Annotated in this window: 27 protein-coding genes, 1 tRNA gene and 1 pseudogene; 16 read left to right on the forward strand and 13 right to left on the reverse strand. The window is 63.6% G+C overall.

Annotation, left to right across the window (positions count from 1 at the left end; all coding sequences use genetic code 11):
- Positions 1-11 precede the first annotated feature (11 nt).
- The 4 genes from AAC645_RS03905 to murA all read left to right on the forward strand — a co-directional run bounded on the left by AAC645_RS03905 (position 12) and on the right by murA (position 4,908).
- Positions 12-1,778: a PHA/PHB synthase family protein gene (locus AAC645_RS03905; RefSeq protein WP_340313999.1), complete on the forward strand. Its 1,767-nt coding sequence runs from the start codon at positions 12-14 to the stop codon at positions 1,776-1,778.
- Positions 1,779-1,920: 142 nt separating this feature from the next.
- Positions 1,921-2,928, forward strand: a complete 1,008-nt coding sequence (locus tag AAC645_RS03910; RefSeq protein ID WP_340314001.1) for a phasin family protein — start codon at positions 1,921-1,923, stop codon at positions 2,926-2,928.
- Positions 2,929-3,137: 209 nt separating this feature from the next.
- Positions 3,138-3,464, forward strand: coding sequence for an ATP-dependent Clp protease adapter ClpS (clpS, locus tag AAC645_RS03915; RefSeq protein WP_340314156.1), 327 nt, complete (start codon positions 3,138-3,140; stop codon positions 3,462-3,464).
- A gap of 160 nt (positions 3,465-3,624) precedes the next feature.
- Positions 3,625-4,908 carry a UDP-N-acetylglucosamine 1-carboxyvinyltransferase gene (gene murA, locus AAC645_RS03920; protein ID WP_340314002.1) on the forward strand — a complete coding sequence of 428 codons (1,284 nt, stop codon included), beginning with the start codon at positions 3,625-3,627 and terminating at the stop codon, positions 4,906-4,908.
- Positions 4,909-5,030: 122 nt separating this feature from the next.
- On the opposite strand, the gene AAC645_RS03925 is transcribed toward murA, so the two are convergent.
- A complete protein-coding gene (locus tag AAC645_RS03925; protein ID WP_340314003.1) occupies positions 5,031-5,591 on the reverse strand; it encodes a hemerythrin domain-containing protein in 561 nt (186 codons plus the stop codon).
- A gap of 184 nt (positions 5,592-5,775) precedes the next feature.
- Between AAC645_RS03925 and AAC645_RS03930 the strand changes: the two genes are divergently transcribed.
- Positions 5,776-6,660, forward strand: coding sequence for a winged helix DNA-binding protein (locus AAC645_RS03930; RefSeq protein WP_340314004.1), 885 nt, complete (start codon positions 5,776-5,778; stop codon positions 6,658-6,660).
- Between the two features lie 72 nt (positions 6,661-6,732).
- On the opposite strand, the gene AAC645_RS03935 is transcribed toward AAC645_RS03930, so the two are convergent.
- Entirely contained in the window at positions 6,733-8,049 is a 1,317-nt protein-coding gene (locus AAC645_RS03935) for a cystathionine gamma-synthase family protein (protein ID WP_340314006.1), read from the reverse strand.
- A 155-nt stretch (positions 8,050-8,204) separates the two neighbouring features.
- Here AAC645_RS03935 and AAC645_RS03940 point away from each other — a divergent pair, with 155 nt between their 5' ends.
- From AAC645_RS03940 to AAC645_RS03950, 3 genes are all read left to right on the forward strand, one after another.
- Complete coding sequence (locus AAC645_RS03940; RefSeq protein WP_340314008.1) at positions 8,205-8,801, forward strand: SOUL family heme-binding protein; 597 nt, start codon at positions 8,205-8,207, stop codon at positions 8,799-8,801.
- 241 nt (positions 8,802-9,042) lie between these two features.
- Positions 9,043-10,167 (forward strand): OmpA family protein, encoded by a 1,125-nt coding sequence (locus AAC645_RS03945; protein ID WP_340314010.1) that lies wholly within the window; start codon positions 9,043-9,045, stop codon positions 10,165-10,167.
- A gap of 142 nt (positions 10,168-10,309) precedes the next feature.
- The gene (locus tag AAC645_RS03950; protein WP_340314012.1) at positions 10,310-10,846 is read left to right on the forward strand and encodes a superoxide dismutase family protein; all 537 of its coding nucleotides are present in this window, start codon (positions 10,310-10,312) and stop codon (positions 10,844-10,846) included.
- Positions 10,847-10,887: 41 nt separating this feature from the next.
- On the opposite strand, the gene thpR is transcribed toward AAC645_RS03950, so the two are convergent.
- Positions 10,888-11,421 (reverse strand): RNA 2',3'-cyclic phosphodiesterase, encoded by a 534-nt coding sequence (gene thpR / locus AAC645_RS03955; RefSeq protein ID WP_340314014.1) that lies wholly within the window; start codon positions 11,419-11,421, stop codon positions 10,888-10,890.
- 142 nt (positions 11,422-11,563) lie between these two features.
- Here thpR and AAC645_RS03960 point away from each other — a divergent pair, with 142 nt between their 5' ends.
- Both AAC645_RS03960 and AAC645_RS03965 read left to right on the forward strand, forming a co-directional pair.
- On the forward strand, positions 11,564-12,319 hold the full coding sequence (locus tag AAC645_RS03960) for a Bax inhibitor-1/YccA family protein (RefSeq protein WP_340314015.1): 756 nt from the start codon (positions 11,564-11,566) through the stop codon (positions 12,317-12,319).
- Between the two features lie 91 nt (positions 12,320-12,410).
- Complete coding sequence (locus tag AAC645_RS03965) at positions 12,411-13,136, forward strand: WecB/TagA/CpsF family glycosyltransferase (RefSeq protein WP_340314016.1); 726 nt, start codon at positions 12,411-12,413, stop codon at positions 13,134-13,136.
- Here AAC645_RS03965 and AAC645_RS20385 read toward each other — a convergent pair.
- From AAC645_RS20385 to AAC645_RS03985, 5 genes and pseudogenes are all read right to left on the reverse strand, one after another.
- Positions 13,126-13,386 (reverse strand): glutathione S-transferase C-terminal domain-containing protein, encoded by a 261-nt coding sequence (locus tag AAC645_RS20385; RefSeq protein WP_422785790.1) that lies wholly within the window; start codon positions 13,384-13,386, stop codon positions 13,126-13,128. The two genes, AAC645_RS03965 and AAC645_RS20385, sit on opposite strands and share 11 nt — an antisense overlap.
- A 123-nt stretch (positions 13,387-13,509) precedes the next feature.
- Positions 13,510-13,728 (reverse strand): annotated as a pseudogene (locus tag AAC645_RS20390) (glutathione S-transferase N-terminal domain-containing protein); the annotation flags it as partial.
- Positions 13,725-14,606, reverse strand: a complete 882-nt coding sequence (locus tag AAC645_RS03975; RefSeq protein WP_340314018.1) for a dienelactone hydrolase family protein — start codon at positions 14,604-14,606, stop codon at positions 13,725-13,727. The pseudogene AAC645_RS20390 and the gene AAC645_RS03975, both read right to left, overlap by 4 nt.
- A gap of 23 nt (positions 14,607-14,629) precedes the next feature.
- Positions 14,630-14,986 (reverse strand): hypothetical protein, encoded by a 357-nt coding sequence (locus AAC645_RS03980; protein ID WP_340314019.1) that lies wholly within the window; start codon positions 14,984-14,986, stop codon positions 14,630-14,632.
- Between the two features lie 19 nt (positions 14,987-15,005).
- On the reverse strand, positions 15,006-16,001 hold the full coding sequence (locus tag AAC645_RS03985; RefSeq protein WP_340314021.1) for a GDP-mannose 4,6-dehydratase: 996 nt from the start codon (positions 15,999-16,001) through the stop codon (positions 15,006-15,008).
- Between the two features lie 98 nt (positions 16,002-16,099).
- On the opposite strand from AAC645_RS03985, the gene AAC645_RS03990 reads away from it, so the two are divergent.
- Positions 16,100-16,174, forward strand: a tRNA-Gln gene (locus AAC645_RS03990).
- 345 nt (positions 16,175-16,519) lie between these two features.
- Complete coding sequence (locus tag AAC645_RS03995; protein WP_340314023.1) at positions 16,520-18,715, forward strand: molybdopterin-containing oxidoreductase family protein; 2,196 nt, start codon at positions 16,520-16,522, stop codon at positions 18,713-18,715.
- A gap of 182 nt (positions 18,716-18,897) precedes the next feature.
- Here the strand turns inward: AAC645_RS03995 and AAC645_RS04000 are convergent, their stop codons facing one another.
- Genes AAC645_RS04000 through AAC645_RS04020 form a run of 5 tightly spaced genes read right to left on the reverse strand, consistent with a single transcriptional unit; the run spans position 18,898 to position 22,988 of the window.
- Positions 18,898-19,860 carry a class I SAM-dependent methyltransferase gene (locus AAC645_RS04000; RefSeq protein WP_340314025.1) on the reverse strand — a complete coding sequence of 321 codons (963 nt, stop codon included), beginning with the start codon at positions 19,858-19,860 and terminating at the stop codon, positions 18,898-18,900.
- A gap of 17 nt (positions 19,861-19,877) precedes the next feature.
- Positions 19,878-20,090 carry a DUF5989 family protein gene (locus AAC645_RS04005; RefSeq protein WP_340314027.1) on the reverse strand — a complete coding sequence of 71 codons (213 nt, stop codon included), beginning with the start codon at positions 20,088-20,090 and terminating at the stop codon, positions 19,878-19,880.
- Positions 20,087-21,856, reverse strand: a complete 1,770-nt coding sequence (locus AAC645_RS04010) for a carbamoyltransferase family protein (protein ID WP_340314028.1) — start codon at positions 21,854-21,856, stop codon at positions 20,087-20,089. Before AAC645_RS04010 ends, AAC645_RS04005 begins: the two co-directional genes overlap by 4 nt.
- Positions 21,856-22,584: a ferritin-like domain-containing protein gene (locus AAC645_RS04015; protein WP_340314029.1), complete on the reverse strand. Its 729-nt coding sequence runs from the start codon at positions 22,582-22,584 to the stop codon at positions 21,856-21,858. Before AAC645_RS04015 ends, AAC645_RS04010 begins: the two co-directional genes overlap by 1 nt.
- Complete coding sequence (locus tag AAC645_RS04020) at positions 22,581-22,988, reverse strand: cupredoxin domain-containing protein (protein WP_340314031.1); 408 nt, start codon at positions 22,986-22,988, stop codon at positions 22,581-22,583. Before AAC645_RS04020 ends, AAC645_RS04015 begins: the two co-directional genes overlap by 4 nt.
- 133 nt (positions 22,989-23,121) lie before the next feature.
- Between AAC645_RS04020 and AAC645_RS04025 the strand changes: the two genes are divergently transcribed.
- From AAC645_RS04025 to AAC645_RS04040, 4 genes are read left to right on the forward strand one after another with little or no spacing between them, the layout of a single operon-like run.
- Positions 23,122-23,718 (forward strand): RNA polymerase sigma factor, encoded by a 597-nt coding sequence (locus AAC645_RS04025; protein WP_340314032.1) that lies wholly within the window; start codon positions 23,122-23,124, stop codon positions 23,716-23,718.
- A 6-nt stretch (positions 23,719-23,724) separates the two neighbouring features.
- Positions 23,725-24,351: a zf-HC2 domain-containing protein gene (locus AAC645_RS04030; protein ID WP_340314033.1), complete on the forward strand. Its 627-nt coding sequence runs from the start codon at positions 23,725-23,727 to the stop codon at positions 24,349-24,351.
- Positions 24,348-25,586, forward strand: coding sequence for a S8 family peptidase (locus AAC645_RS04035; RefSeq protein WP_340314035.1), 1,239 nt, complete (start codon positions 24,348-24,350; stop codon positions 25,584-25,586). The genes AAC645_RS04030 and AAC645_RS04035 overlap by 4 nt, the downstream gene beginning before the upstream one ends.
- Entirely contained in the window at positions 25,504-26,274 is a 771-nt protein-coding gene (locus tag AAC645_RS04040) for a TorF family putative porin (RefSeq protein WP_340314036.1), read from the forward strand. Before AAC645_RS04035 ends, AAC645_RS04040 begins: the two co-directional genes overlap by 83 nt.
- Positions 26,275-26,297 lie beyond the last annotated feature (23 nt).

Here is a 26,297-nt window from a genome sequence, read left to right on the forward strand (position 1 = left end):
GGGAGCTGGACATGGCTGAGATTGGCGACAAACCGCAGGCTTCATCTGACGATCAGAGCTTTGCAATGCCCTCGCTTGGGGACGTCCAGCACTGGACCGGTCTGCTAGGGCAGGCGCAGCAGATGATGATGGAGCATGTTGCCGAAACGATGGCGAGCGCGCCGGCCGAGCTGAAGCTGCCGCCGCTGTCCTTGTCGATGTTCGCGGATCCGGAGAAGCTCGCCGACAACCAGAGCGAACTGATGAAGTCGAGCCTCGGTCTTTTCGGAAAGATGATCGAGGGCCAGCCCGGCGCCAATGCGGCGCAGGATCGCCGCTTCAAGGCGGCGCAGTGGCGCGATACGCCGATCTTCGGCATCATTGCGGATGCCTATCTGCTGATGTGCGACGCCTGGCTTAAAGGCATCGATGCGATAGAAGGATTGGAGCCGCGTCAGCGTGAGCAGCTGAAATTCGCGATGCGCACCTTTTCGGACGCAATGTCCCCTTCGAACTTCCCCCTGACCAATCCGCTGGTGCTGGAGCGCATCGTCGAGACGCGGGGCGAGAACCTGCTGCGCGGCCTGGAGCATATGCTCGCGGACCTGGGCAAGGGCCAACTTACCCACAGCAATACCGAAGCGTTCGAGATCGGCGTCAACATTGCCGCGACGCCCGGCAAGGTCATCCACGAAACGCCGCTTTATCAGCTCATCCACTATACGCCGACAACCGATAAGCTGCTCGAGACGCCGCTCCTTATCTTCCCGCCCTGGATCAACCGTTTCTACATCCTCGATCTCAATCCTCGGAACAGCTTCATCCGCTGGGCCGTCGATCAGGGCCTGTCGGTGTTCGTCGTCTCGTGGAAATCGGCCGACGAGACGATGGCCGACGTGACGATGGACGATTATGTCGTGCGCGGGCAGGTCGATGCCATCGATACGGTCCGCAAGCTGCTCGGTGTCGAGCAGGTTCACACCATCGGTTATTGCGTCGCCGGAACGGCCCTGTCGATGACCCTCGCCTATCTGGCGGCGAGGGGAGAGGCTTCGAAAGTGAGGAGCGCGACCTTCTTCACTGCCCAGGTCGATTTTGCCGAGGCGGGCGATCTCAATCTCTTCGTCGATGACGAGCAGCTCAAGCTGATCGACACGCTGACCCAGGGATCAGGCGTGCTCGATGGCCGCTACATGGCGCTTACCTTCAATTTGCTGCGCGGGCGCGACCTGATCTGGAATTATGTCGTGCAGAATTATCTGCTGGGCGAGGACTATCCCGCGTTCGATCTGCTGCACTGGAATGGTGATACGACAAACCTTCCGGCGAAATGGCATCGCGCCTATCTGGAAAAGTTCTATCGCGATAACCTGCTGGTCCAGCCGGATGCGATCTCGGTGGACGGCGTGCCGATCGATCTGAGAAGAATCGAAACGCCGGCCTATGTCCAGGCCGGCCGAGAGGATCATATTGCGCCATGCCGAAGCGTGTGGAAGCTGACCGAACAACTTTCGGGTCCGGTTCGCTTCGTGCTGGCAGGCTCGGGGCATATCGCTGGTGTGGTTAATCCGCCCGACGCCAATAAATATCAGTATTGGACAAGCGATACGCCAGCTCCGGATCTTTCGGCATTCGACGCCATGGCGGTCGAAACCAAGGGCAGCTGGTGGCCGGACTGGCGCCGCTGGATCGAGTCGCTCGGCGCGGACGTGGTTCCCGTCGCGGACGCGCGGATTCCCGGGCAGGGTGCACTGCCTGCGATCGAGGATGCACCGGGGCGCTACGTCCGCACGCGCTAATTGCCTGATCAAGCGCAGTGCAATAATTTCATTTAGCCGGAACTTTACCGGTCGCTCATTGTTTGCATTGAGCGGGCCGGCTCCAAATTCTCGCCGTAAATCACCATGCCCGTTGATCTATGTTGCCGAACCCTGCTGATCTATGTTGCGCTGCAACATAGTTGTTGCATTGCTTCCAGAATCGATTATTGTGCGTCGCAACATCCAAGCTGGAAGCGAGTCGATGACGGACAAGAGATCAACCAAGGGCAAGCCAGCACGCACGCCGAACGTTGCTCGTACCGCGCCGGCGGTCACGAAGGCGGTTTCGTCGAAAACTTCCGACGCGAAACCCGCGGTTGAAACCAAGCCTGCTGCAGCGGCCACGCCTCCGGCCCCCAGCAAGCCGGCTCCGGCAGCCGTAGTGGAGAAGGCTCCGGCGAAGGCCGTGACGGCTGAAGCTGCCGCGCCGAAGCCGGTTCCTGCCCCTGTCCGGCTCGAACCGCTTTCGGCCCCCATCGAAGCAAAGCCGCTTCCCGTGGTGGAAGCGCCCAAGCCTGTTCCGGCCGCTGCGGTCGCCAAGGTCGTGGTTGCTCCTGCTCCTGTAGCGACGGGTCCCGCCGCTCAAACCAGTTCGTCGCCGGTCGCCAGTGTTTCGGCGCCGCCGGTTGAAGCCGCCCCGGCAGCGTTACCGCCGGAAACGAAGGAAATGTCCGTGATGGCCACTACCGTTCCACCTAAGCCGAAGGCTGCTGCTGAAAAGGTTACATTGATGATTACTGATTTCAACGATCGTGCGAAGGCTGCGCTCGAGAAGACCGCCAAGGCCGGCGAAGAGTTCTCCGAGTTCACCAAGGGCAACATGGAGGCGTTCGCTGCCTCTGCCAAGACTGCAGCCAAGGGTGCTGAAACGCTCGGCCAAGAAATGGCTGAATATGGCAAGAAGAGCTTCGAGACCGCTTCGGCGACGATGAAGAGCCTCGCCGGTGTGAAGACCCCGACCGAGCTATTCCAGATCCAGAGCGACTATGCCAAGTCGGCTTTCGACAGCGCGGTGGCCGAGGCCTCCAAGCTGAGCGAAGCCTGGCTGAAGCTGGCCGGCGATGTCTTCCAGCCGATTTCGAGCCGCTATGCGCTCGCGGCCGAGAAGATCAAGACCGCGTCGCTCTGATCGCCGTCGCGATCTAGCGTTCGATTAACAACCGGCCGTCCCCTCGCGGGGGCGGCCGGTTTGTTTTTTCGGGGAACCCCTGCGCGATATGACTCACCGAGGGCCTTGCCGAAGGCGTCACCGGTGCCATATTCAGTGGCATGCCCCGCCCATGTGTGAGTCCCGTCGCGACGATGAGTCATTTTACCCCCTCTACGGCCCCGATCAGCATGGCGATCCGCAAGGATGGTGACGAGAACGGCACGGGTCTCGGTCTCGCCACGCGCACGCGCACGCGCACCAAGAAGCCGGCACCTTATAAGGTTCTGATGCTGAATGACGACTATACGCCGATGGAGTTCGTCGTGCTGTGTCTACAGCGCTTCTTCCGGATGAACATCGAGGACGCCACCCGTGTCATGCTGCACGTTCACCAGAAGGGCGTCGGGGTATGTGGGGTATTCAGCTACGAGGTCGCCGAGACCAAGGTGAGCCAGGTCGTCGACTTCGCCCGCCAGAATCAGCATCCGCTGCAATGTACGCTTGAAAAGGCATAGCGCTTCAAGGTCCGCTGATTGCCGCCAGACGCGGGGCGTTCGGCATTCGCCGATCGCGGCGTCGTACCGGCAGGCGCGAAAGCCGAGCGGATCCTCGGCACCCGACGTCTGGTGGCTAACAAACAATTGCGCGTTTCTCGCGAAGCGATAAACGCAGGCAATGGATCGCATCACTATACGGGGCGGCAATCGCCTCCACGGCCGCCTGCCGATATCGGGCGCAAAGAACGCCGCCCTTACCTTGCTGCCCTGTGCGCTGCTCAGCGAGGAGCCGCTGACGCTCACGAATCTGCCGCGTCTGGCGGATGTCGACAGCTTCGGCCATCTCCTCAACGAACTCGGCGTGTCGACTACCGTCAGCCGCAGCAATGGCGACACCATCGGCCGCCGGATGCGAATGTCAGCCAAGGCGATCGCATCGACGGTCGCCCCCTATGACATCGTCCGCAAGATGCGCGCGTCGATCCTCGTGCTGGGTCCGCTGCTCGCTCGCGCCGGTGAGGCGAAAGTGTCGCTGCCGGGCGGATGCGCGATCGGCAATCGACCGATCGATCTGCACCTGAAGGCGCTCGAAGCGCTCGGTGCGGAAATCGAGTTGGCCGCGGGCTATGTCAAGGCGACGGCGCCTTCCGGCGGTTTGACGGGGGGCCGGATCAGTTTCCCGGTGGTATCGGTCGGCGCAACCGAGAATGCGCTGATGGCGGCGGTGCTCGCGCGGGGCGAGACGGTAATGGAAAATGCCGCACGCGAACCGGAGATCGTCGACCTTGCCCGCTGTCTCGTCGCGATGGGCGCCGAGATCGAGGGCATCGGCACCGACCGGCTGACTATTCAGGGCAAGACCAGCCTGCACGGCGCCGATTATGAGGTGATGCCAGACCGCATCGAAGCCGGCAGCTATGCCTGTGCGGCTGCGATCACCGGTGGCGATCTGCTGCTTGCCGGAGCGCGTGCCGAGGACATGGAAGCGATCCTCGCCGGCCTGCGCAGCGCCGGGGTGGGCATCGAAGAGGTCCCCGGTGGGATCCATGTCCGCGCAGACGGCAAGATGGAGGCGCTGACGCTGTCGACGGCACCTTTCCCGGCATTTCCGACCGACATGCAGGCGCAGTTCATGGCGATGCTCGCGCTGGCCGGCGGCGCCAGCGTGCTCACGGAAACGATCTTTGAAAACCGCTACATGCACGTGCCGGAGCTCGCGCGGATGGGAGCCGATATCCAGGTTCACGGCCGCACTGCGGTGGTTAAGGGCGTCGATCGGCTGATCGGCGCGGAAGTAATGGCGACCGATCTGCGGGCGTCGATGAGCCTGATCCTCGCCGGCCTCGCCGCCGATGGTGAAACGCAGGTGCATCGCGTGTACCACCTCGATCGCGGCTATGAACGGCTTGAGGAAAAGCTGTCCGCGGTCGGCGCTGATATCGAGCGCCAGAGCGACGGCTGACGTCGATTCGCGAGGCGTTCGGGGCTGCTCTTGGCACCCGCCTGTTCGACGAGTTCGCTCTGTACGAAGCAATCGAGACGTGATCGCTGGCGGCCGTCACCCTGTAAATTGTGTGGATCCCGTTACGCTCGGGCAACCTCGTCGGGCTGCGCTTCGCAGGTCCTGCCGGTGTCCCCGGTCGCTGCGATCTCGTCATAAAGTTCGGCTTGTCGCGCACGTAACCGTTCGCCCAGCGCGTTCAGATCGATCCTGCCATCGACATGCGCGGCCTTTCCGTCTTCGAACAGGTCTTCATCCTCTTCGTCAACATGGTGGATAGTCTCCTCGCCGAGCACATGGACCTTGGCGCTGAAAAGCTCCTCGCTGCCTTCGAGCTGCTCGAGCTCGGCGATAATTCGCTTGCCTGACTGATGTTCGACGATGCCTTCGTTGACTTCATCATCGCCTATGATCAGCTTTAGTGCGGGGTAGAGGATTTCCTCTTCGAGGGTCATGTGGACCATCAACCGCATGCAGAGTTCGCGCGCAATCGCAACGAGACGTTGTTGGTCTGCCTCTTCGGCTTCGTCGAACAATGTGCGGAATATATGATGTTCCTGCTTGAGCAGACTGATTGCCAGCGGATCATCCTCGGCGATCACATGATGGCCCTCGCCGTTGCGTACACCATATTTCCCTGACATCAACGATCCTTCCGAAAGTGCGGGTTCGAGCTTGAACGAAGCGCGCGCAGCCGATGTTCCCGATCTGGGACTTGATCCATAACGGACCAAATACCGGCTGACATGCCGCGACGACGCGCTAATTTTCGTACAGGCATCGCACGCGGGGGCGGAGCATGTTGTGGGACGTGCTGGAGGTTGCGTGATGTCGGAATGGAGCAATGCTCCGGCTGTTTTGGTGTTCGGCGATACCGACGTTGGTATCGCCATGGCATCGGCGAGCGTCCTGGGGGCTGGCGGGCGGCTTGCTGCGGCATTGCCGATCGGAGAAGCTAGGCAGCGGCTCGACAGCCAGATCGGGGTCGAGCTGGTTATCGTCGATGTCAGCCGGGATCATGGCCCTCTGCTCGACGAACTGTTTGGAATGGTCGAGGAAGGTGCCGCGGCTGGCCGGTTTTCCAGCGTCGTGGTGGTTGCTCCGGCATTGCTGGATATCGTCGCCGCACGAATCGGGCATGAGAATGTCGACGTGCTTGTCGGTCGGGATTCCGAGGCCCTCGCAATGATGATGCAAGGGCGGCTGTTCAAAGAGCCTTTGGAGCTGCGCGAGACCAACGATGCTGCAGAGCCCCGGGTGTCAGGCTTTCGCGATGAGGAGGATGCACAGATCGGACGCGTCCTGTCGTCGCTGGCGGCGGAGGTCGCGAGTGCGGGTAGTGCGCCGCCACAGGGCGTGGACAACGATGAGATATCCGGCGCGGGGGCGATCCGCGAGATGATACGAGCGCGACGCTTGCGTGACGATCTCTTCGGCGCCGGGCTTTTCGCCGATCCTGCATGGGACATTCTGCTGGATCTGAGCGCAGCGAAGATCGAAGGCCGGTCGGTCGCAGTGTCCAGCCTCTGCATTGCCGCGGCAGTCCCGGCGACCACCGCATTGCGCTGGATTAAGCAACTCACGGAGGCGGGATTGCTGCGGCGGGCGGCCGATCCGGTTGATGGTCGCCGCGTGTTCATCGAACTCACTGACGCGGCCGCCACCGCGATGATGTCCTATTTCGCCGCAACTTCGGGCGGCGCGCGCGGTTGAGCTTCGTTCCGACGGAACTTTGTCCCGACGCTGCTCCAACGGCCGTGAGCACCCGGCCGGTGGAGCAGCCGGTCAGCCTATTGCCTTGAGCGCCTGGTCGAAATCTGCGATCAGATCGTCGGGATCCTCGATGCCGATCGAGATGCGCACCAGATTGTCGCCGATGTCGAGCGCCTTCTTGCGCTCGTCCGATACCGACAAATGGGTCATTCCCGCTGGATGGCTCGCCAGCGTCTCGGTGCCGCCCAGGCTGACCGCCAGCTTCGCAATTTTGAGAGCGTCGAGAAACGCGAAGGCCTCGCTTTCACCACCCTTCAGATAGAGAGAGAAAGTCGATCCGGCGCCATCGCAGTGGCGATCGAATATGTCGGCCTGTCGTGAACCGGGATCGAGAAAGCCGAGATAGGCGACCCGCTCGACCTGCGGTTGGTGCCGAAGCCATTCGCACACCTTGGCGGCATTTTCGCCGGCGCGACTCATCCTGAGTTCCAGCGTTTCCAGCGAGCGCAGCAGCATCCACGCGGTGTTCGGATCGGTGATCGTACCGATCGTGTTCCGCATCGCGCGCACCGGATCGAGCAGCGCCTTGGCGCCGACCACGCCGCCGGCGACGAGGTCGCTGTGTCCGCCCGCATATTTGGTGAGTGAGTAGACCACCAAATCCGCGCCGTGTTTGAGGGGTTTCGACCAGAGCGGCCCCAAAAATGTGTTGTCGATGACGATCGGCGGTCGCTCGTCGTCGTCGAACAGCGCAGCTCGGGCATCCCTGACACCCTCCACGTCCACCAGTGCATTGGTGGGGTTCGCGGGACTTTCGAGATAGATGAACGCCAGGCGGCCCTTGGCCTTGGCGGATTCGAGCACGACGCCGATTTCCTCGACAGTGGCGCCAGCCGGGAAATCCAGCCAGGACACCCCGAAGCGCCCGAGGATCCGCGCGATCAGCGTTTCGGTCGCGGCGTATAGTGGGGAGGAGTGGACGATAACGTCGCCGGGCTGGACGAGGGCCAGCATCAGCGTCGCGATGGCCGACATGCCGCTGGAGAAGCTGAGCGCATCTTCCGCATCTTCCCAGATGCCCAGCCGATCCTCCAATATCTCCTGGTCGGGTCCGTTGAAGCGCGAGTAGACGAGGCCCTCCGCGCCGCCTGGCCGCTTGCCTGTGATGCCCTCGAAGTGCCGTTTTCCGGCCGCGGCGCTCTCGAACACGAAGGTGGAGGTGAGGAAGATCGGCGGCTTCAGGGCGCCTTCCGACAGCGCCGGATCATAGCCATGGCCCATCATGAGCGTGGATGGTCTCAGGCGGCGGCCGCCGATCTCGAGGATCTCCGACTTGGGGCGACGACGCGGCGTGGTGCCGCTGAGGTCTGCTTCGGTGGGTTTGGACATGATGATCCTGCGAAAAATTATGCAATGGCAGGATGATGCGCGCGCTTGCGAATGCTGGCAATCATGTAAGCTGGCCCGCTTCGATCCCCGACCAGCCCGAACAACTGGCAATTCATCGGGGCGCGGGGTATCCGCCGGCGCGGAGGTGTGTGCGCATGGCGAAGATCGGTTGGGGCAAGATACTGGCGGGCGTGGCGACGGCCGCCGCCGCCGGCGCGGCCTATATCTACCTCAGGCAACGGGCCGCCAAATCGCCGCGTTACGAACGCGTGTTGACCGACGGCGCCTTTGAGATCCGCCGCTATCCGGCGCTTCCGATAATCGAAACGATCCAGCAAGGTTCCCGCGACCGGGCGCTGGGCAACGGCTTCGGCCTGTTGGCCAGCTACATGTTCGGCGAAGGGCGCGAGGGCGAAGAGATTCCGATCACGATGCCGGTATTGACGCTGCCCATCGGAGGAGGCGCCTGGCGCATCCGGTTCCCATTGCCGGAGGGCCAGGATCGCGCGCAGATGGAGCCGCCCGGTGCTGACATCCTGCTCGATGAAATTCCGCCGCGGGAAGTGGCGGTGATCGCGGTGCCGGGCAAGCCGACCGATCGGCTGTTCGCGGCAAAAACGGCCGAGCTCCAGCGGTGGATCAAGGCGCAGCGCAAATCTTCGGCCGGGACGGCGGAGCACGCCTATTATAATTCGCCTCTCGAACCAGGAACCGTCCACTCCAACGAAATTCTCGTTCCTTTGACGAAATAATCACCTTACACACTGTTGCATATGTGCAACATATACGAACAGTCGTGATATTTTTCAGGGGTCAGGCAACCCTTTGCCGAAACGGTCGTTTAGCGGCTGTCTGGGAAATCCGATGCGCTACCGGAATGGAATTCCAGTGCACATCGGTACGCACCGGAAACGGAGCCGCTTGCACGGCTCCGGGAGAATGGGTTAGTTAAACACACGTTCCGCATTGGAACTTGTTGGAAAGGGGAATTATATGCGCAAGCTAGCCATCCTGGCAGCGCTCGCTTCGACCGCGCTCGCGGCGCCGGCCTTTGCTCGTGATAACGCCTGGTACGTCGGTGTCGAAGGCGGCGCGATGATCCTGGAGGATATCAAGTTCGACGTCGGCCCGTCCACGCTTCCGGGCGCGGGTACTGGTCAGACCACTGTTGATACCAAGGCCGGTTGGGATGTCGATGGCATCGTCGGCTACGACTTCGGCATGTTCCGTCTGGAAGGCGAAGTCGGCTACAAGCGCAATCGCGTCAACAGCATCACGACGGGGCCACTGCGGACGCCTGCCAATACTGGCGGCGTCGGCGCACCTAACGGAGTTTATCCGGAAGCGTCGGGCAAGAACAGCGCGCTCAGCTTCATGGTCAACGGCCTGCTCGACTTCGGCGGCGAGGAGGGTATCTCGGGTTATCTCGGCGGCGGTGCCGGTGTCGCTCGCGTCAAGTTCTCGGGCTACAACGTCTCGGGCAACGACTTCCTGAACGACAGCGACTCCAAGTTCGCCTGGCAGGCGATCGCCGGTGTCCGCTATCCGGTGACGACCAATGTCGACGTCGGCCTGAAGTATCGCTTCTTCAACGTCGACAAGGTCAGGACCCACGACGTTGCCAACGCGGAATATAAGGGCAAGTGGCGCTCGCACAGCTTGCTGCTGAGCCTCGTCTACAACTTCGGCGAACCGGCTGCTCCGCCGCCGCCGCCGCCGCCCCCTCCGCCTCCGCCTCCGCCGCCCCCTCCGCCTCCGCCGCCGCCGGTGGCTGAAGCTCCGGGTCCGTTCATCGTGTTCTTCGACTGGGATAAGTCGGACATCACGGCGGAAGCTGCTTCGATCCTCGACAACGCCGCGAATGCCTATGCCACGACCGGCCAGGCGCGGGTCCAGCTTGCTGGCCACGCCGACAAGTCGGGCAGCGACCAGTACAATGTCGGTCTCTCGCAGCGTCGTGCCGACGCGGTGAAGGCTTACCTTGCCGGTAAGGGTGTTCCGGACAGCGCGATTGCGACTGAAGCGTTCGGTGAAAGCCGCCCGCTGGTCGACACCGCGGACGGTGTCCGCGAGCCGCAGAACCGCCGCGTCGAAATTACATTCGGCACTGGCATGTAAGCGGTACGGTCATCGATCTCGATGACTGCAAGAATTGGGGCTGGCCTTCGGGTCAGCCCTTTTTCTTTGCGTCGAGACTTTATTCGCATCCCTCCATGCGGCATGATCGTGTCCGCCCCGAATAGCCTGACAGGAGATGAGAATGTCTCGGACAAAATCCGCCTTTTGCACGTCTCTGGTTGCTGTCGGCGCCATGTTGCTCGCCACCGCCACCGCATCCGCTGCTGTCGGACATGCCATGGCGGACATCGTCGATGCGCAGGGCCAGACTCGTGGCCAAGCCATGCTGATGCAGGCGAAGGACGGCGTTCATGTACAGGTGAGAGGCGTCGGCCTGCCGGCCGGCGTGCATGCGGTCCATGTGCACACCACCGGCACCTGTACCGGTCCGGACTTCGCCAGCGCAGGCGGCCATTGGAACCCGGAAAAGAAGCAGCATGGCCATGACAACCCCGCAGGCGCCCATATGGGTGACATGCCGAATATGACGGTCGGTGCGGATGGCATCGGCACGCTCGACACCACGATCAAAGGCGCCACGCTGGAAGGCGGCAGCGAGCCGCTGTTGGACGCCGACGGAGCAGCGATCGTGATCCACGCCGGGCAGGACGACTACAAGACCGATCCGACCGGCAATGCCGGCGGGCGCCTGGCGTGCGGCATCGTCAAGGCGCACTGATCTTGGCCTGGTGACCATGGCTGGACGGTGGGGCGGGCGGCTCAGCCTAGCGGGTAGCGTGCGATAGCCGAATAGGTCGCACCCGCCGCGCCAAGTTCGCTTTCGTACAGCACGAAATGGTCGAACCGCGCTTCCACCGGCGCAGGCCATAGATTGTCCATCGGCAGCGGCAGCGGCGGTTCGGAACCACGGGCAAAGCGCGCGATAGTGATATGGGGCATGTAGGCGCGGGCCTCCCGTGCGACGCCAGCGCGAGACAGTGCACCTGTCACGGCGACATGGAGCGAGCGCAGCGGGTCGCGCGGCGCCACGCCGGCCCAAATCGTATCGATGCGCCCGCGGCGGTCGAAGCAGCCGATGCCGTCCAGTCGGGCGGTGATCGCGGGGTGGGCAACCGAGCCGAGCACCGCGGCTATATCCTCGGCAACGTGGCGGTCGACATTCCCGATAAAGCGCAGCGTCAGGTGGAGCTGGTCGTCACTCTGCCAGCGAGCACCCTGAATCCCGCCCATTGCGGCGAGCAGCGCATCGCGGATCGGCCGCGGCGGGCGCAGGGCAACGAAAAGCCGATGCATCGCCTCTTGTCGCCCCAGCTGAGACGGTAACGCAAGGGCGTTCCCGCTGTTTAACGCGTGATCCGCTTGAAAAAGCTTCGGGTTAGGCCGATATTGTTCGGTGAGTGGCATTCCGCCGCTTTCATTGGAGAGTTTTTACATCATGGCAAACTGGTCTGACCCCCGAGCGACTGCCGCGCCTGCCGCGACAAGGGCCGGTGTGGCCGAGGCGGCTTTCGATGCTGGGCTGCGGTCCTACATGCTCTCGATCTATAATTACATGGCGTCGGGCGTTCTGCTGACGGGCGTCGTTGCGCTGTTCTTCGCTCAGATGATGGGCTTCAATGAGTCGCCCGAAATCGCTGCGGCCAATCTGCAGTCGCTGGGCATGCTCAATTGGCTGATCGTGCTGTCGCCGCTCGCGTTCGTGATGGTGCTGAGCTTCGGCATCAATCGCTTGTCGACGTTCACGGCCCAAGCACTGTTCTGGGCGTTCGCTGTGTCGATGGGTCTGTCGACCTCGACGATCTTCGTGAGCTACACCCAGGCGTCGGTTGCACAGACCTTCTTCGCCTCGGCGGCGGCGTTCGCGGGCCTCAGCCTCTATGGCTATACCACCAAGAAGGATCTGTCGGGCTTCGGCACCTTCCTTATAATGGGCGTCATCGGGCTGCTGGTCGCGATGCTGATCAACTTGTTCCTGCAGTCGTCTATGATGAGCCTGGTCATCAGCGCGATCGGTGTGCTGCTGTTCGCCGGCCTTACCGCCTACGACACGCAGAAGATCAAGAGCATGTATTATCATGTGTCGGGGACTGATTTCGTCGGCAAGTCGGTGGTGATGGGCGCGCTGACGCTCTACCTCGATTTCATCAACATGTTCATGTTCCTGCTGCGCTTCATGGGCGATCGACGCTGATCGTAGCATAGCCGCAATCTTTCGGGCCCGGCGGAAACGCCGGGCCTTTTTCTTTGTCCGCGCGCCGCTATGGTCTCCGGGTGGGGTGGGTATGGACTATCTGGGCCTGAGCTTCGAACAACTCGACGAAGCGGCGGTGGTCGAGCTGCTCCGGGAGCGCTCCGCCGAAAAGGCCTTCGCTTATCTTGTGACTCCCAATGTCGACCATGTGGTGCGGTTGTCCAAACTCGGCCGCGATAGCGAAGAGCGGCGCGCCTATCGTCATGCGGCGTGGCGGCTGTGCGATAGCAGGGTGTTGTCGCTGCTCGCCTCGCTGCAGGGGATAAGGCTGCCGGTCGTGCCTGGAAGCGACCTGACCCGGCGGCTGATCATCGATGTGGCGGCGCCCGGCGACCGGCTCTGCGTAATCGGTGGTCATCCTGGCGATGCCGAAAGGCTGGCCGCGCTCAGGCGCGATATAGAGGTCGTCCAGCATGTTCCCCCTATGGACTTGCGCAGCGATGCGGCTGCCCGCGAAGCAGCGGCCCGGACTGCCGCCGATAGCGGCGCTCGCTTCATCCTGATCGCAGTCGGCTCGCCCCAGCAGGAGCTGATCGCTGCCGCGATCAAGGCGCTGCCCGACGCACGCGGCACCGCATTGTGCATCGGCGCCGCGATCGACTTCCTGACCGGGCGGGCGGCACGCGCGCCACGCTGGATGCAGCGGCTCTCGCTCGAATGGCTGCACCGGCTGCTGGGTAATCCAAGGCGGCTCTGGCGCCGCTACCTGGTGGACGGGCCGCGCATTTTCCGGCTCGCCTGGAAATTCAGGCGCTGATTGTCCGCTGATATGCGGGGCGGGCCTTGGCGCGCTCGATATAGGCGGCCAACCTGGGGCGCTCGACGATGCCGGGCGCGCCAAAAGATGCTGCCCAAGCCAACTCCGCTCCCAAATAAACGTCGGCGGCGCTGAACCTTTCGCCGAGGATCCACGGACCTGGCTCCAGCATCGTCTCGAGCGCCCCCAGCACCTCGTCGTAGCTGCCATAGCCGACGTTGGCCCGTGGCGCCTCCGGCCGCTTCATCATGGTGTCGAGCAGCGCCGGCTCGAACGCGCTGGCGCCGAACACCAGCCAACGAAACCAGGTCCCCCTCGCAGGATCGTCGAGCGCTGGGGCGAGCCCTGCAGTCGGGAAGGCATCGGCAAGATAACCGATAATCGCCGCCGTCTCGGTGACGGCGACACCGCGGTGGACGATCGTCGGCAGCTTGCCCATTGGGTTGATTGCCAGGAACTCGGGCGTGCGGTTCTCGCCCTTCTCGAAATCGATCGGGACGATCCGGTAAGGCGCGCCGACCTCTTCGAGCATCCAGTGCGCCATCTGCGCTCGCGAGCGAGGATTATGATAGAACACTATCTCGTCGCTCATGCCAGCTTCTCCTTGAAAAACGCGATCGTTCTATCCCAGGCGAGGTTCGCCGCTTGGGCATCGTAGCGCGCGGCCGAACTGTCGTTGTGAAAGGCGTGCTGGGTGCCCGGATAGTCGAACCGCCGGACGTCGACCCCGGCTGCCCTAAGTGCATCGACCCATGGACCTGCGCCGGCATTCACCCGGTCGTCTGTACCGGCATAATGGAGCAGCATGGCCGCCTTTACCCTGGCCGCATCGGCCGGCGGAGGGGGAGGGCCGTAGAAGGCGCAGGCAGCCTTCAGCGCCGCGCCGGCGTTCACGGCGAGCCGGTCTGCCATCGCGCCGCCCCAGCAGAAGCCGACCGCACCGACCTTGCCGCTCAGCAGCTTCTGGGTCGACAGCCAGTCGATCGTCGCGACCCCGTCGGCGGTGGCCGCGCCCAGATCCAGGGCACCGATCATCTGGCGCGCCTTGTCCTCATCGGCAGGCGTGCCGCCCTGGGGCGACAGGAAATCCAGCGCCAGGCCGACAAACCCCGCAACTGCAAGCCGCCGCGCGACGTCCCGCGTATAGGGTTGCAGACCGCGGTTTTCGTGGATCACCAGCACCGCCGCCGGCTTCTTCGCATGCTTTTTCGGGATAGCCATATAGCCGAATAGCTGGTGCCCGTTTGCGCCCTTCCAGTGTACCATCCTGGCGTTCAGACGCTTGTCGTCCTCGGCGATCACTGCGGCTGCGGCAGGGTCGGCGGCAATCGAGGCGGCGAGTATCTGCGCCGCCGCCGCGCTGCCCGCCAGCCGCGTCATATCGGCCATGAAGCTGCGACGGTCCTGTGTGCCATGGGTGAAACGGTCATATAGCGCGATCGCACGAGCCTTCAGATCATCCTCATCCATGATGTTCAGCCTTTCTTGCCGGCTCAGTCGCCCGCAACGGATGTGGCCGGTGGCGGCGCAGGTGGCGTCACCAGCGGTGCGGCCGTTGCCGGCGCAGGAGCCGCGATGGTCGGCGCGGCTGCGGCCTCAACGGATGGTTGCGCTTCTGGTTTCGGCATGACGATGACTGGACCGCCATCCTTGGGCATGCCCGCCGCATCTCCGGTTGCCGCGTCGATCGCGGTAATCTCCGCCGAACGATCCACCGGCAGCGCATAGTCGTCGATGCTGGTCGCGATCTGGGGACCACCACTCGTGTCCTGCTCGGCCGGCTTCGGCTCCGGCTGTCTGCAGGCGGCCAGGCTCAGCAGCGCCATGCCGGAAATGAGCCATCGACGCATCGGATCCGCTCCCATCGCGCTATATTCCATGATAGTCGCGGAACCAGTTGACGAAGCGCGGTACGCCGTCGGCTATGCTGGTTTTGGGGTGAAAGCCAAGGTCGCGCTCGATCGCGCTGATGTCCGCGAAGGTCTCGCGCACGTCCCCTGGCTGCATCGGCTTCATCTGCTTGATCGCAGGCTTGCCGCAGGCATCCTCGATCAGCGCGATGAGCTGCGTCAATTCCTCGGATCGGTGGTTACCGATGTTGTAGACCGCATGCGGCGAGCGGCTGCCGCCCGCTTTTTCACGGCCGTCATCGAGCGGGGGACGATCGAGCGCGGCGATCACGCCGCTGACGATGTCGTCGATATAGGTGAAGTCGCGCCGCATCTCCCCGCCATTGAACACGGAGATCGGCCGATCTCGCAAGATCGCATCGGTGAACAGCCACAGGGCCATATCGGGCCGGCCCCACGGCCCATAGACAGTGAAGAAGCGCAGGCCGGTCTGCGGCAGGCGATAAAGATGGGCATAGGTTTCGCTCATCAGCTCGTCCGCCTTCTTAGTGGCGGCATAGAGCGACAGCGGATGATCGACCCGATCCTCGACCCGGAAGGGCAGGCTGTCATTGCCACCATAGACCGACGAGGAGGACGCATAGACGAGATGGCTCGCGCCCCGCTGCCGTGCCAGTTCGAGCATGTTGAGATGACCGACCAGATTGCTCTGGGCATAGGCGCGTGGGTTCTCGATCGAATAGCGGACCCCGGCCTGGGCGCCTAGGTGGATGATTCGGTCGAATGTCACGCCGTTCAGCGCTGCGTCCAGCGCCTCGTGGTCGGCGAAGTCGCCGCGAATGAATCGATAGTTGCCACCCGCTGCCTCGGCTTGGGCGATCCGGTCCTGCTTGAGTTGGACCGAATAATAATCGTTGAGATTATCGATGCCGACGACGGCCTCGCCGCGCGCGAGCAGGCGCAGGGTGCAGTGCATGCCGATGAAGCCGGCGGCGCCGGTGACCAGGATCGTCATGCCCCTACCTTAGAGGGTAAGCTGCCGTTGGAAAACCGATCTTCGAGGCTTCCCATCGCGGCCGCGATCCCTATAAGAGCGCGCTCACCACGCGATGCTGGGGCGTCGCCAAGTGGTAAGGCAGCGGCTTTTGGTGCCGCCATTCGCAGGTTCGAATCCTGCCGCCCCAGCCAGCCGAGTCCTCAAGATTCGGTCTCTAGCAGTGACTTACGGCAGTATCCTGCGACTCGTTAGCCCGACCCGGCTGGACCGGGATCGACACCCGGCACCCACGCTTTGTGACGCTCAGGCGGAATGCCTCATCGCGCGCGGCATGGGCGCGCATCCACCTCCGAGACATGAGGACGCCTGTGAGGCGCTCCTGCCGGTCGTGCGAGAGGTAATAGGATAAAGATCGCCTTCCACCGCTCGATCTTCCCGTCCGGAACAACACCGGCTACTTGGTCGACAAGTGTATTCCGAGTCCGGCGCGGACAGGATGCCGGCCGCGATAGAAATATGGCATATTGGAGGGGCACATGGCCTTGCGCGAAGCGATTTCCTTCTGCCGCACGTGCACGGGCGGGTGCGGCGTGCGCCTGACGATCGACCAGGATGACCGGATCGTTTCGATACGGGGCGACCGGGATAACCGGCTCACCGCCGGCTTTGCGTGCTTCAAGGGCTTGCAGGCCGAGGAGGCGCATCATGGGGAGAAGCGCCTCCTCCGCCCGATGAAGCGAATGCCCGATGGTTCGTTCCGGCACATCGCCCTTGAGGATGCACTGCGCGAAATCAGTGAAAGGCTGGGCTCCATCGTCGATCAGGATGGCGCCGACGCGGTTGCGGTGTTTTGCGGTAACGGGGCGAATATGAATGCCCCCACCACCTCGGCGCAACGCGACTTTCTGGCCGCCATCGGCTCACGCCAATATTTCACCTCGATCACGATCGACCAGCCATCGAAGTTCGTGTCGGTCGGACGGATGGGCGCATGGCTTCCCGGCCTCCAGGCGTTCGACGACATGGACATATGCCTGTTGATCGGCATCAATCCGCTGGTTTCACTTGGCGCCCCGGGAATCCTGTCCTTCGACCCGGTAAAGCAGCTCAAGCAAGCCAAGGCCCGCGGGCTGAAGCTCATCGTGATCGATCCGCGCAAGACCGAGACCGCGCAGTTTGCCGACCTCGCGCTTCAACCGCTGCCGGGCCAGGACGCCGCCATCGCCGGTGGCATCCTGCGCATCATCCTGGAGGAGGGCTGGGAGGATAAGGAATTCTGCGCGCGGTTCGTCGATCCTGACTCGCTGGCGCGGCTGCGCAAGGCGATCGCGCCCCTGACCGAAGAGCATGTCGAAGCGCGCGCCGGCCTGCTTCCTGGACAGCTGCGCGTCGTGGCGGAGATGTTCGGGCGCGACGGCAGGACCGGCGCGGCCTATGCGGGCACGGGCACGGATATGGCGCCCTTTTCCAATCTCGCGCAGCAGATGGTGGACTGTCTCAACGTTATCTGCGGCCGGTTCCTGCGCGCGGGCGACGCCATTCATGCGGTCGACGCCGTCATTCCGCGCTACCCGATCCATGAGCGCGTCATCCCGCCGACGCGGCCCTGGGACCAGGACGGACCGAGCCGGATCCGCGGCGTCAATAATTTCTTCGGCGAACGGTGCAGCGGGACGCTCGCCGAGGAGATATTGACGCCCGGAGAGGGACAGATCCGCGCGCTGATCGTCGATGGCGGCAATCCCCTTACCTCGCTGCCGGATCAGCAAAGCGCGCACAAGGCGCTGGCCTCGCTCGAGCTGCTGGTGTCGATCGATCCGTGGGAAACGCCGACGACGCGGCTGGCGCACTATGTTCTTCCCCCGACCATGCAGTTCGAACGCCACGATATCCAGTTTCACCTGAAGCCGGGATATGCCTTCTGGCCGGGTGCGTGGGGTATCTACACGCCCCCGGTGATATCGCCGCCCGCCGGATCGGAAGTGGTCGACGACTGGTATGTGTTCTGGTCGCTTGCCGCCCGTCTCGGGCATCAGCTTACCTTCAACGGCCGGCAAAAGCTGTCGTCCGAACGGCCGCCCACCGCGGAAGAGCTCATCTCCATCTATCTCGCCGACGCCCAATATACATTGGACGACCTGAAAGATCATCCTCACGGGCTGATGCTGGACATGGACGGAGTGGTTGTCCAACCCGCCCTCGATGGCGACATTGGCCGCTTCGACGTCATGGCGCCCGACGTGGCGGAAGAAATGGAGCGGTTCCTGCATTCAGCGGCGGCAGAAGGAGGCTGGCGTCGCGATGGCAAAACCTACGACTATCTGGTGACGACGCGCCGGCACCGGGATTTTTTCAACAGCACGGGCGTCAATATCCACTCGATATTGGCTCGATCGCCGAATAACCCAGCCTTTTTCAACCCGGCGGACCTTGTCGCGATGGATATCGCAGCTGGCGATCTCATCGAACTCGAGTCAGCGCATGGGCGTGTTCGGGCGGTGGCAGGTGTCGACCCCGATCTTCGGGCCGGGGTCATATCGATGTCTCATGGCTGGGGAGGATTGCCGGATGAGGAGGAAGATCCCGCGCTGCGCGGAAGCGCCGTCAACCGCCTGATCGACGCCGACCGCAATTTCGAAGCTATCTGCGCCATGCCGCACATGAGCGCGATCCCGGTCAATGTCGCGAAGCTGGTCCAGCCAGTCATGCCTCTGCAACAGGAACTATTTTGATCGAGCGCTGACCGGCTTGTGAGGTGGAGATACTAGGCGCCGCGTCCGGATCGGCACCATCTTTCGAAAACGGCTTGGTCCGATCAAGGGCTTGGGGCGTCACCACGTGGTGGGCCAACCGCTCCCGGTGCCGCCATTTGGAGAGTCTGACGGATATGCGGACAGCGAACGCAAGGCGCATATCAATGCCGACTGCACTCCGCACGACCAACCACAACGAACATGCCACCTTCTGCAGCTATCCTGCCAATCCAGCTCAGTTGCGCCAGGATGTCTTCCAGCCACCAGCCGTCCTCTTCGATGCCGGTCAATTGCTGCGATCCGCCTTCCTGACCTAGCAGTGCGCTCGGCACAGCCCGGATATACTCGATGCCGTTGGCCGAAAACCAATGGCGTAGTTGCGCTAGGGTATGCGTATGTTCTTCCGGATGATGATATTGGTCGCGCAGCCAGGCTCGATATCTTTCGGGCTGCTGCCTGCGATCGGCAAGCACCTGGTCTCCGGGAACCCAGCGCCAGCCGCTGAGTCGCGCGATCAGTCGCCTCGCCCTGTGCGGCAGGCGCGCATAGCTGTTGTACAAGCCGACGATCACCAACCCGCCGGGCCGGGCAAGGCGTGCGAGGCGACTGAATGCGACGCATGGCTCGGGCGTATGATGCAGCACGCCCGAGCAATAGACGATATCGAACGCTCCGGCTCGCAGCCCGGGATGATGCACATCGGTTTCGACAAACTCGACCTGGCTGATCCCGAGGCGCTTCGCCGCCTCCCGACCGAGCGTCAGGGAGGCGCGGCACAGATCGGCGGCGATTACGATCCGCTCGCCCCGGGCGAGGTACAGGCTCATCTGACCGGTGCCGCAGCCCACCTCCACGATCCGTGCATCATAGGGGATCGCCGCATCGAGGAGCCGCGCAAACTGGCTGCGCTCGGCGCGGGCGCGCAACCAATCGATGCTGTCGCGTGGCGGATAGCCGGGGAATGGCGCCACCGCGTAGAAGCTCCTCACCCGTTCGGTTCGGACATCGCCTGGCAGTCGCAGATTGGCTATTCCGTCGGTCGCCTCATAGCTGGCCCGGCAGTCCTGGCAGCAGAGCGCGCCGTCGAGCGATCCGCCGCAGCCGGGGCAGGCGAGCAGGGACAACGCACCGCGATCCATCACTAGAAAATCGAATAGATGAAGGGCGCCAGGGCCTCCACACCGGCGGCCAGTGTCAGAATGACGCCCACCGAACAGAGAAAGACCACCAGCGGGATCATCCATCGCCGCCCGCCCGGCGAGTGCCACATGCCGCGAACCAGATCTGTGATGGTGCCGGATGCGCTGCCGACAATGATGAGCTGACGCCGCAGGCGTCCCTTGCGCCGGATCATGCGATAGCCTCCACGGATTGTTCGTGCCGGACCCGATCGCGGTGGACGACCACATCGTCCGCGACGAGCAGATCAATCCCCGCCCGGCGGAATGTCGAATAGCCTTCCGCGACATTCGTGACGATCGGATCGCCGGCGAGGTTGAACGATGTATTCAGCAGAACCGGTATCCCGCCCCGATGGCCATAGGCTTCGAGCAGCGCGTGGAGGCGTGGTGCCATGTCCGCCTCCAATATCTGGACGCGTGCGGTGCCGTCGACATGGGTGACGGCGCTCAGCCTGTTCCGCCATTCGGGCCGGACCGGGAAAACGCCGGACATGAACCGGCCAAGGCGAGCGCTGCCGGAGGACAGGTCGAAATAGGTTGCCGCGTGCTCGGCAGGCACCACCGGCGCGAAGGGGCGGAAGGATTCGCGGAACTTGATGTCGCGGTTGATGCGGTCGCGCATCGTCGCATCGCCCGGATCGGCCAGAATGCTGCGATGGCCCAGCGCGCGGGGGCCGAATTCTGCCGCGCCCTCCATCCATCCGATTATGGACCCTTGCCCGATGGCATCGGCCACGCAACCGATCAGCTCCGCTTCATCCGCCCGTTCGAACGGAAGTCCGTCCTCGGCAGCAAGGCGCGCAAGATCATCCGGCGCGACCGCCGGTCCCCAGAAGGGATGATCGGGGCAGTCGCGATGCGGCTGGCCGAAAAGGATGCGGTCGGCCCAGAGCGCCGCGCCCAGCGCGCAGCCCGCATCGCCGGGGGCGGATGGCACGAACAGCCGTTCGAACCCGGCCTCGCGCAAGATGCGGGCATTGGCGACGCCGTTCAGGGCAACGCCGCCACCAAGGCAGAGGTCGGCAAGACCGGTTTCCTTTTGAAGCGACGCGGCGATATCGACGATCACTTCCTCCAGCACCGTCTGTGCGCTGGCCGCGACATCGGCATAATGCCGCCCTTGGATGGTGCCCAGATCGATCGGTTCGAATCGGTCGCGCGGCGGGCCGAACAGTTCCACGAAGCGGCGGGAATAAGCGGAATCCACCGCCCGATGATAATCGAAATAGCCGAGGTCGAGCGCGAAGGCGCCGTCGGGTGTCCGTTGCATTATCCTCCGCACGTCATCGGCGAAGCGCGGCGTGCCATAGGCGGCAAGGCCCATGACCTTATATTCGCCCTCATTGACCTGGAATCCCAGCCAGGCAGTGAATGCCGAATAGAAGAGGCCAAGCGAATGGGGGAAGTGCACTTCCCGCAGCAGGGTGATCTCCGCTGGTCCGCCCGTGCGCTTGCTGGCATGGCCCACGGTAAGTGTCGCCCATTCGCCTACCCCGTCGGCGGTCAGGATCGCGGCCTTTTCCGTTGGTGCGGTCAGGAAGGCTGCTGCGGCGTGGGAAAGATGATGCTCCGCGAAATGGACGCGGCGGGTTGGGATTCCGAGCTGCGCGCCGATGATGCCGCGAACCCATAATTTCTCCCCGACCATGTTCTTCATCGCCTTGGGGAAGATGCGCCAGCTGTGCGGAAAACCGCGCAACAGGGTCATCAACACCCGGTCGAACTTGAGCGCGGGGCGTTCGTAGAAGATCACCGCGTCCAGTTGCTCGGGTTCCAGCCCGGGCCGGTCGAGGCACCACTCTGCCGCCAGCAGGGGGAAGGCGGGGTCGTTCTTGCATCGCGAAAGCCGCTCTTCCTGCACGGCGGCAACGGGCAGCCCATCGATCAGCAGGGCAGCGGCGGCATCGTGGTAGAAGGCGGAAATGCCAAGGATCTTCATCAATATTGCCCTCCCCCCTTGTCGCGCGGGCGCGCGCTGCAGTCGCGCCAGCCGGGCGCCTCCGTTCGCGCCGTCCGCTTCGCGACCCAGGCAAATGGAGCCAGCAGCAGAAAATAGAGCAGCGTCAGAATGATCCTCGAGATCAGGTCGGCCAGGATCAGCGCCAGGCGGAGATAGGCTCGCCAGAACCGGCGCAGCCGCGCGGACCACAGGGCTCTATGGGCATGGTCCGGCGTCAGGCGGCTAAGTTCCGCGCGCGAATAGCGCATATGCCCCTCCTCATCGCGGGCGACCTTGCGGATGACCGCCTGCGTTTCCGGATCATGGTCCAGCACCGCGCCATAGCCGGCAAAGGCGCGTGACGCCGCCTGTTCCGACAGATGGATGAAGGCCATCAGCCCGGCCATGCCTTCCTGCTCAACCGCCAGCCGGTCGAAGCCGCGTTCGCCGGGGACGAGCCCGTCGCCCAGCACGCGGTCGGGACCGGGGTCAGCCATGGTTCGCCGCAGGGCCAGCCCGCGTGCCTGGAACAGCGCGGCATGACGCACCTCGTCCCGTGCATGGGCGAAGAGGCGGCGCCGAAGCTGCGGGTCGCCGGCAACCTCTGCGGCGCGGAAGAGATCACGCGCCCCCTGCGCCTCGACTTCGGCGAATTGCAGCAGCTTGCGCGCTCGGCGGCGCGGGTCGGCCCAGACCAGCCGATCGATGAAAGTGCGCCATGTTTTCACTGCACCACGATCCGCCCGGTCATGCCGAACATGCTGTGCATGAAATGGGTGCAGCGCACCTTGTACTTGCCAGGCTGCGGCGCGATCAGATGCACGTCGACGCTCTCCCCTCCGCCCAGTTCCACACGCCCGCCGCTGACTTTTGCGGCATCCTCGGGCTTGATACGGGCCTGGGCGAAGAAATCTTTTCCGGCAAAATCATGCCCACCCGACGAGCTGTTCACGAAATGCAGCGTGTAGGGTTGCCCATGCTCCAGGATGATATCGGAGGGTTCGAACTTGAAGCTCGACAACTGGATGGTGAGCAGGCGAGCACCGTTCCAGCTGTCCGCAGCGGATTGCGCCCCGGCCGATGACGTCAGGATGAGCGCGGCCAGCACCGTAAAGGATTGCCAACGAGACATGCCTGCCTCCTCTGTCGCTTCGAACGGGCATGAGTGTCGCTAGCCAGCGTGGCTGGTTCACCGCCTTCGCAAAAAATTTTGAACCTTGGAGCCGGCTGGCGCACACTCATGGAGCGGTGCGAAGGAGTCGCCTTTGGAGACCGTCGAGACTGCGGCTCGGGGAGAAATCAAGGCGTACGTGCGCGCCGAGGAAGACTTGCGCCTGCTCGCCCGGATCAAGCGGCGGGACCTCAAGGCCTTCGAGGCGCTCTATCGCGACTATCAGCCGCGGCTGGGACGATTTCTGATGAACATCCTGCGACGGCCGCATCTGGTGGAGGAGGTGCTGGACGACACATTGCTGGTGCTGTGGAACCGTCCCGACAGTTTTTCCGGCAGAGCCAAGCTGTCGACCTGGCTGTTCACCATTGCCTGGCGCAAGGCGATGAAGGCGCTCCGCAAGCAGGACGAGCCGGTCGAGGATATCTGCGCGGAAAACCGGATGAGTCCCGACCGTTCGCCCGAGCAAAGTGCCGGGGACCGGAGGATGCGAGCGGCATTGCTGGATGCGCTGACCAGCCTTTCGGCAGAACAGCGGGCGGTGGTCGACCTCAGCTATTTTCACGAGATCGGCTATCGCGAGATCGCCGAGATCATGGATTGCCCGGTGGACACGGTGAAGACGCGGATGTTCCATGCCCGGCGGCATCTGCGACGCGAACTGGCCGGCGATTTCAGCGACTGGATCTGAAAGCCCATGGCCGACATCATTTCCTTTCTCAGCGATCCGCATCAGGCCATTGAAATGCTGATACCCTGGTATGCGATCGGCAAGCTGAACGACCAGGACAGGGCCACGGTGGACGCGCATCTTGGATCTTGCGCCCAATGCCGGGCTGCCCTCGAGCGAGAAAGGCGACTGAAAGCGGAAATCGCGCAGCTGCCGATCCGGGCCGACCTGGGCTGGGAAAAGCTGCAACGCCGCCTCGCGCCCGATCAGACGGCCAAACGGAGCCTGCCCAACGCTTGGCGCACCCTGACATGGCCGGCGCTGGCCGCCTTTGCCGCGGCGCAGGCCGTACTGCTGTGTGCGGCGGTTTTGCTGTTCTGGCCCGCCGCTCCTCAAGCCGACTATCGGACCCTTGGCGCCCCGTCTTCGCGGGGCAGCGGCAATCTCATCATCATGTTCCGGCCTGACACGCTGGAACAGGAAATGCGCTTCACTCTCCACCGCGCGGGCGCGAGGCTGGTCGATGGTCCTACCGCCGCTGGGGCCTATGTGCTGGACGTCGCGCCAGCGCAGCGGGACGCTGCGCTGGCGGACTTGCGCACGCGGCGCAGCGTCATGCTGGTCCAGCCGATTGGGCCGGGACAGGGACGATGATCCGCCGCCTCTTTCGGCTCCTCTCCCCGATCGCGACGCTCGTGATGCTCGCAACACCCGTTGTCGGCCATGCCGCCCAGGGAGATCAGATCCTGGTGATGCTGCGCATTCCGCCGCCGCATTTCCGATCCGGCGGTTCCTATGACAGCGGCTATGGCAACAGCATCGGCCGCAACCAGTTGAGGCGGCAGGCCCAGCGCATCGCGCGCGACCATCATCTGACGCTGATCACGGATTGGATGATGCCGGTGATCGACCTCGACTGTTTCGTGATGCTGGCGCCGAGGGGCGTATCGGCGGATGTGATGGCGGAGGAGGTCTCGAAAGACGGTCACGTCGCCTGGTCGCAGCCTATGCATGACTACAGGACGCTGGGGGACCAGAGGCAGCAAGGGTCGGGACATGACGATCCGCTCTACCCGGCCCAGCCCGCCAGGATGATCTGGCATCTCGACGCCTTGCACCGGCTGGCGACGGGGCGCGGCATCCGGGTCGCCGTAATCGACAGCGGCATCGACGCGCACCACCCCGATCTGGCGGGGCAGATCGCCGCCAATGTCAATCTCGTCGGCGATCGCGCTTTGGCTGCCGAAGCCCACGGAACGGCGGTCGCTGGCATTATTGCGGCGCGGGCCGACGATCGGATTGGCATAGCGGGGATCGCGCCGGGCGCGCGACTGCTCGGGCTGCGCGCCTGCTGGCAGACCGGCTCGTCCGGTGGGGTGGCCGTTTGCGACAGCCTGAGCCTTGCCAAGGCCTTGCACTATGCCATCGATCACAAGGCGCCGATCATCAACCTCAGTCTCGGGGGGCCATCGGACCGGTTGCTTGCGATGCTGCTGAACGCGGCAATGGCACGCGGCGCTTCCGTCGTCGCGGCCTATGACACCCGTCGCCCGGATGGCGGTTTCCCGGCATCCTGGCCTGGCATCATCGCCGTGTCCGGGACCGTGGTACCGGGGAGGCGCGGGGACATCTATGTGGCGCCCGCCGCGGACATTCCGACGACCTGGCCTGGCGGGGGATGGGGGCTGGTCGATGGAACATCCTATGCGGCGGCGCATGTGAGCGGCCTCGTCGCCTTGATCAAGCAGGCGCGGGGGCATAGGCAGGGGCGATCCATGTTCGTCAAATCGGCAGGAGGGGTCATCGATGCGCTTGCCACGGTGCAGGGCAAGGCGGCGGGATGCGAAGCTGTCTGCCGTGCGCCCATGGCATCGGCGAGCCGCGACTAGCTTCAGCATCGCCCTTCTAGGAGCGGTCCTTGCCACGGCTCCCGCGGCCGCACAGTTGGGCGGAAGCCTGACGCTCTCCAGCCAGGCGCGACTGCGCGGGCAGCAGATCAGCGGTCACCGGCCCGCCGCGGAGTTGGAACTGGTCCATGATGGCGCCCGCGGCTTTTATATCGGCGGGTCGGCGGTGTTCGTCGCGACGCGTGAGGATGGCCTCCAGGCTCTGTCGTTCAGGCAATATGCCGGGTTCGCCCAGCGCCTATCATCGGCAACGGCGATCGACGTGGGCATTGTTCACAATGGCTATACCGAATATTCGGCCATCGCTGGCGGCGGCAGCTATACGGAGGCCTATGTCGGCATCACCGGCCGACATCTTTCGGCACGGCTCTTCATGTCACCCGGCTATTTCCAGAAGGACGAGCCAACGCTTTATGCCGAATTGAACGGCCATTTCGATCTTGCCCCCGACTGGTCACTGTTCGCCCATGCCGGTCGGCTGACACGCCTGCGGAGCCGTCCCGACGGGCGCGACGGAGACGCGACCGACTGGCGGATCGGACTACGCCGCCGCCTGGGGCCGGTCGATCTCGATGCCGCCTGGACCGGCTATGTGGTGGATCGAGCTCGTTATGGCGGGCGGGACGGGCAGGACGGAGCGCTGGTGATCGCTTTGGCCTTCGCTTTTTGAACCAAAGGGGCGTCTGGCGGCAC

It is taken from the genome of Rhizorhabdus argentea (assembly GCF_037861105.1).
Lineage (GTDB): Bacteria > Pseudomonadota > Alphaproteobacteria > Sphingomonadales > Sphingomonadaceae > Rhizorhabdus > Rhizorhabdus argentea.